General features: G+C 45.2%; 5 protein-coding genes. 3 read left to right on the top strand and 2 right to left on the bottom strand.

All coding sequences use genetic code 11. The features are described from left to right. Together H6F50_RS11015 and H6F50_RS26465 are read right to left on the bottom strand one after the other, a co-directional pair. The coding region (locus H6F50_RS11015; protein WP_190428728.1) for a type III secretion system chaperone at nucleotides 1–453 on the bottom strand (453 nt) is incomplete at its 3' end. Nucleotides 454–551: 98 nt separating this feature from the next. Next, the gene (locus H6F50_RS26465; RefSeq protein WP_242028981.1) at nucleotides 552–3,035 is read right to left on the bottom strand and encodes a DUF4157 domain-containing protein; all 2,484 of its coding nucleotides are present in this window, start codon (nucleotides 3,033–3,035) and stop codon (nucleotides 552–554) included. A 123-nt stretch (nucleotides 3,036–3,158) separates the two neighbouring features. Between H6F50_RS26465 and H6F50_RS11005 the strand changes: the two genes are divergently transcribed. The 3 genes from H6F50_RS11005 to H6F50_RS10995 form a co-directional block, all read left to right on the top strand. Further along, entirely contained in the window at nucleotides 3,159–3,395 is a 237-nt protein-coding gene (locus H6F50_RS11005) for a hypothetical protein (protein ID WP_190428727.1), read from the top strand. Then, nucleotides 3,361–4,707 (top strand): metallopeptidase TldD-related protein, encoded by a 1,347-nt coding sequence (locus H6F50_RS11000; RefSeq protein WP_190428726.1) that lies wholly within the window; start codon nucleotides 3,361–3,363, stop codon nucleotides 4,705–4,707. Before H6F50_RS11005 ends, H6F50_RS11000 begins: the two co-directional genes overlap by 35 nt. A gap of 193 nt (nucleotides 4,708–4,900) precedes the next feature. Then, nucleotides 4,901–6,324 (top strand): alkaline phosphatase D family protein (locus H6F50_RS10995; protein ID WP_190428725.1); only part of this gene is annotated, 1,424 nt, incomplete at its 3' end.

Genomic DNA, 6,324 nt, shown 5'->3' with positions numbered 1-6,324 from the left:
CGATATTTCAGAACTAGCCATATTATTAATTTCTGGAATAGCAGATAAAACTGCCGAGATAAATTTTTGAAATAAACCTTTAAATTCTTCTGGTGCGATCGCATCCAGCATCCAATGATGAACTGCCACCAGCAGATCGCGATCGCAGTTGTCGGCGATCGCAAAACTCAGGCTAGAAACCTGTTCCGCATAAAATTGCCTGTGCAATAAAGCGTCTAAAAATTCTCGGCTTAGTTGACCGTGAACCGCTGCTAAAGGTGATAACAAAGTAAAAAACTCACCCGTTTTTGCCATTCTTATTTCTACCTGCAACTGTCCTCCCGACAACTTAACGATTGAAGGAGGAAAGGGGAGCGGAACCTTACAGCTACCCGATTCATCTAAAACTAATTTAGATGAATTATCTGGTTTACTTATTGCTGCTAAACCAGCATTTACATCGTCTTTCAGCAAAATTTTGACCTGAATAAAATATAGTTTTTCCTACTACTGACAGCAGAAAAATAAAATTCAAATCATTAAGTAGAAACGCGATCGCTAATCGATCGAACCTACCTACCCCTACGTCTTCTAGAGTTATTACCCATTTGCTCTAATTCTGCTAACCTTTCGGGATCAATATTAGATAAAGCTTGGTTAACTCGTTTGTCTTGGATATCTTCCCGTCCGCTTAAGTCTTCAGCAATTTTATCGCTAACAGCGGGAACATAATTCCCGACAAAACCATGTCCCTTAGTTTTACCCACGCTATGAACTGTTGATTTAGCGTGTCCTCCCGTACCAATAGCAGAGTCTATCCTGCTACCAATGTGGCTATAAGTCCCGACGGCAAAACTAACTGGGTCAAATCCACCCACATATAGGTCGGTTTTTAATATTGAAGACGGATGCTGTACAGCATTTCCGGCAAAAATTAATTGGATATAAGTATTCATATCCTCCTTAGCGCGATCGCTAGCCATCCTCTTAGCGGCTTCCTCTCGCGCCGCCGCCGCTAATATTTCTGGATCTATACCTAGTCCCACATCATTTTTCTGATAGAACAAAGCAAAATCTTCATAGATTTTGAGAACTGCGGGGTCTTGTCTTGCTAATAGCAGATATTCTTGTTTCAAAATTTCGTGTACATTTCTAACTGCATTGTCAGTTTTAATCGTTCCTCGGCTGTGAGCAGAAACAGTAACCCGTGTTTTGCGGCGCACCGCATCTAGCATGATTTCTTCCTGCTTCTCTGTTGCTTCGTCGTCAACTTGGACTTTTCCTTTGAGGCAGTCAATCAGATCGGCTACCACACCACCCCGTTGAGCACTATAGGTATAAAGAACATCTATGGCATTCTGTCCTAATGCGGCATCGTCTTGAGCATCTAGCGCTTCGTTGACTGATTCTTGCAATGCTGCGGCGCTTAAAAGTCCCGATTTTGGCGCTACTTGCATACCATTGATATGAGTGACAGAGGGGTACCAATCTCCTAGAGAGACGGGTTGTGGATAGGGTGCTACGCGAGGTGCTTTGCCGTTAAAACCAGTCACCAAAGCCATTGCGAAATAAACGACTTTCCCATTTCCTAATTGCGTGCGCTTAACCTCCTCAATTATCCGATTTGGCGATCGCCCTGACACTCGATATTGCTTGCTGTCAAAATCACTAAAATTGCTGCCTTTGCCAACACTTTGTTTCTCAGCAGAAAAAGCTCCACTTCGGCTTCTTCCTTCCGCTGGAGCCTGCTGGTCATTATCTTGAAGTTTCAGGCTAATTTCTGTCTGCTGTTCTATAACTTGGTCGCGCAAGCTGATAACGCCCGATCTTCTAGGATGCAGATCTGAGAATTTATCTAGACAGCGATCGATTGCCTCTAATAACTCACCCAGCAGAATGCTATCTGCACCTACCTGTTGTACTTTCTTCAGTGCTTCATCAACTTTTTTTAGTTCGGATGGACGACGGGACAAGGAAACCGAAGTTGCTGCTTGAAACGCTTTCACTCCCATAATTTCTTTTGCTTGAATGAATGGCAGTTCCCCAGTCTGCATATCATTCAATCTCATGATTTGAGAGCCAGGGGACAATTCAGATGATTTCTGTATTTGCCGCTGTACCTGACCCCCATTCTGCTGCACCACATGAGTTAACTCGTGCGCCAACAATTCTTGTCCCCCGCGGCTCCCTGGATTGTATTCCCCCTGCCGAAAAAAGATATCTTGACCCGTAGTGAAAGCTTTGGCTTGAATTGATTGATTGAGCTGGTGAGATTGGGCATCAGTATGGATTTTGACACTGCTGAAGTCTACGCCAAATGCCTTTTCCATTGGTTCTCGGATGCTTTCTGAGAGCGGTTGTCCGCTCCCTCTAGCTTGTTGGATGGATGTTTCCAGATCCGCTGTTGCAGCCATTCCATCCGCTCCAGACTGACGTTGCACTATTGGCTTCATCTGGAGTTCATCTTCTTCATCGAGTTGGGGCGTATCTTGCCGCTGGATGCTGCCTTCTGGTTTCTGCTGGAGTTTTTCCTCCTCATCAAGTTGGGGCATTTCGTCTCGCTGGACAGTTTCACCCGAAGCTGACTGTTTAGGCGCAGGTGCGTTATTAATCTGACTCACGACTTGAGCCGCTACTCGATCTGCCTCTTGTTCGTACCGATCCCCTGGTTCTCCAATCGTCAGTTTTGCCTGAATTGGTTGGGCTGTCGATATTTGGCGGGGAGCAAATAGGTTGGGGATTTCCAATAAGTTAATGCCTTGGCGTTGCGTACTTTCTCTTTTCTGCTGCCAAAAGGCATCCATCTTTGCCTGTAATACCGTTAGTCGTTCCTGTCCCTCTGGCGTTATGCTGCCGTGTTTTGCCTGTATTTCTAGCCCGGTCGCCTCAAACTTATGCTGGTCAAATGCTTGATTTTCTATTTCCTGCTGGGTAGGAGGCAGCTGCGAATCAGGTTTTGGTTGGATTGCAAAAGGGCGCGACTGAATGCTGTGGCTGTTTTTCTGGCTAGAAGCGGGATTCCAAGAAGAAAATTTTCGTATTCTTTCGTAGGTCATCTCTCGCCTCTATTCCAGAATTGCAAAATAATATTTCTTTCTTGTCAATACTATCTTTAGTACCTTGTTTTAGCATAAATGTAATATTTTGTAACTAGAATAAAGCAAGCTAGGATAACCTAATTGGGATGTAAAGATAAAAAACTCACGGACATCAGAACGACTGACTGTTGCAGCGTTGCTGAATTTACGAATAATCTGGCACTCTGGAATAGAGGTTTTAATTATTTTGTTGATTGGCATTTGAAAAGCCTCGCACCCGAAATCAAAACGCGATCGCATCGCTTCATCCCAGACTCAACCATCCACAAATCTCAGGATTATCGTGACTCTAGCAACAGCACCCAGTTTAATCAGTAAAGATCGGGCGATCTCTCTATTAGAAGAAGTTATTAAACAGTCGGAAGCAGAGGAGGTATTTGTCAGCCTCAGCACTGGTGAAGAATCCCTCAGCCGCTTCTCGGAAAATCAAATTAGCCAAAATATTAGTAGCACTCAGTTTAAGCTCACCATCACCAGTTACTTCGGACGCAAGAGTGCCTCTAGTTCTACGACAGATTTAGATTCAGATGCGATCGCATCCGCCATCAAACGCTCGGAAGAACTTGCCCGTTTCGCCCCAGAAGATCCGGAGTGGGTGCCACTGCTAGAACCTCAAGTTTACGAAGAGCGAACCCCAGCCTTCGATCGGGCAACGGCAACCCTTTCACCGCTAGCACGGGGCGAAATTATCCAGCGTGTCTGCGCCATGAGTGCGAAGGCGGGAGTGGATGGTTCGGGAACGTTGAGTACAGAGACGAACTTATATGCGATCGCGAATTCGCGGGGACTACGCGCTTGCAATCAAACTACAGAGGCAGATTTCAGCTTTACCTCTCGCATTGGGGATGGTTCCTCCTGGTCTAATCGCTCCGCTTGGGCGCTAGAACAGTTGCCAATTGAGGAATTAACCCAGCAGCTAATTGAGCGGGCAATCAAGTCGCGCCAACCCCGCGAAGTCCATCCTGGCGCGTATCCAGTTGTCTTTGATGGAGCCGCTTTCGCCGCTTTGCTCCCTTGGCTCGTCTGGAATTTGGATGCACGCGCGGCAGATGAAGGGCGGTCGTTTATGTCTCGCACTGATGAGTCAGGCAAACCCGCTGGCAACCGTTTAGGCGAAGCAATGTTTAGCCCCATCGTGCAAGTACAGCGAAATGCCGCTCATCCTCTGTTGCGGTTAGGCACTTTCTTTGGCGATGGATTAAGCAACGACTACAAAGAAGTCATTCAGGACGGCATCCCTCAAACGCTTTCCTATAGCCGCTACTGGGCGGCACAGCAGGGCAAAAAGCCGACAGGCGCGATGTATCCAATTGTGATGACTGGCTCAGATCAAAACCTAGCTGACCTCATCGCCCAGACAGAGCGAGGAATTTTGGTGAGTCGGGCTTGGTACGTGCGCTATGTGAATCCTCGATCATTAGTCGTAACGGGAATGAGTCGTGATGGCACCTTCTGGATCGAGGATGGTCAAATTGCTTACCCAATTAAGAACTTGCGCTTTAACCAGAGTTTGCCTGAAATGCTGCGGGATGTGGATGCTCTGAGTACAGTCCAACGCTATGGCAGCAGTGTTGTGCCTGGGGTGCGAGTGGGGGCGTTTAATTTTAGCAGCGTGACTGACAGCGTTTGATTTATAGAGGTTCTGGGCAGCAGTTTAGAATCCAAAACAAGCAGCGATAGGAATAACGCGCGATCGCAAAGTATATCGCGCCGATGATTCGGTTCCTTGTGTTTGTCGCCTAAATGTCCGCTAAACCATCAATATCAACCGTTTCTAGTTAATATTGAAATTCGCAGACATTCTATCAAAGCCGAGTTTCAATTTGACCTTGTCCCACCTCAATTTTTATGACCCCGAACAGCGCCCCTGGCCCAATTCCCGTCTCGATTGTGCCAGCATCATTGGACATACTACTCCCACTAGCACCCGCCTGTGGTTCCGGGCGTCTTCCCCTGGAGATTACTGGCTAGTATTTTCTCGCCATCGAATTCCTACCAATGGCACTCCGGAGATAATCAACGACGAAAAAGGGCATTGGTTGCGATTAACCTCTCCAAGTATTTCCCAAGAAATTTATAGCGTTACTCTTGTCCCACTCCAACTCAATCAAGAGCATGACTTAACAGGTGTAGTAGACCTAAAAAATCTCCAACCCGATACCCGCTATTATTACGCTCTATTTCACTTGGATAGAGAAAAACCCTGGGAATTGGGCAACGAACAAAACCTGTCATTTCAAACCTTTCCAGAACATCCCACAGAGGTGAATTTTGGGATGTTCAGTTGCCATATGCCTTACGACGAGCATCAGCTCCTCAATTTGGAAATGTGGGACAAATTTAAGCAAGAATTATTGGATACAAATGCAAATTTTTTGATAGGTACTGGCGACCAAGTATATGTGGATGGAGAAGGAAATAAACAATTAAATATCTGGAGCTGGTTAAAGAAGAACAAAAAACAAAACCCTTCTAAAACCGATATGATTTCCTGGTATCGAGATATCTATCGGGGTTATTGGGGCATCCCCCAGGTACAACAACTTTTTAAAACTTTTCCCACGTATATGATATGGGATGACCATGAAATTATGGATGGCTGGGGTTCTTATACACCCAATGAATTAGCCGCACAGCTAGATACTTCATGGCAGTTGCGAAATACTCAAGAACATTTGCGGCTAGCAAATGAAATGTTTGAGGCTGCTAAGCAAGTTTATCAAGAATACGAACATTCTCATAATCCTCCTACAGATACCAGTATTGATCAATTTGACTATCAGTTCAATTGTGGATTCTGTAGTTTTTATGTATTAGATATGAGGGGACATCATGATTATAATCGGCAAGAGCTGCGTCTTTTAGGTGCCGAGCAGTGGAAACGTTTTGACGGTTGGCTAAATTCCCAATATGATTCTGAATCCCGCGTTTTATTTATTGTGTCGCCAGTTCCAGTCGTTCACTTTAAGAGCTTTGCTGTTAATAATTTAGACATCCCCTATTGGAAGTACACTGATGATTTACGAGATCATTGGGATCATAAATCTAATTGGGCAGAACGAGATCAACTATTAAAGAAGGTTTTTGAGGTTTCCCAAAAAACCAAGAAACCTATTGTATTTTTGAGCGGAGATGTACACATGGGAGCTGCTTTCAAGTTATCCCACGAGCAATCTCCATCGGCTAAAGTGTTTCAGCTTACTTCTAGCGGTATCGCCTATGCATCTTTAAGTAAATTTGCTATGAA

The organism is Coleofasciculus sp. FACHB-712 (assembly GCF_014695635.1).
Taxonomy (GTDB): Bacteria; Cyanobacteriota; Cyanobacteriia; order Cyanobacteriales; family FACHB-T130; genus FACHB-T130.
The sequence above is the reverse complement of the archived record's forward strand: the minus strand, read 5'-3'. Positions and strand labels throughout refer to the sequence as shown.

Excerpts from the sequence above, each read along its gene's own strand:
- H6F50_RS26465 (WP_242028981.1), bottom strand. The coding sequence starts at position 3,035 with ATGACCTACGAAAGAATACGAAAATTTTCTTCTTGGAATCCCGCTTCT.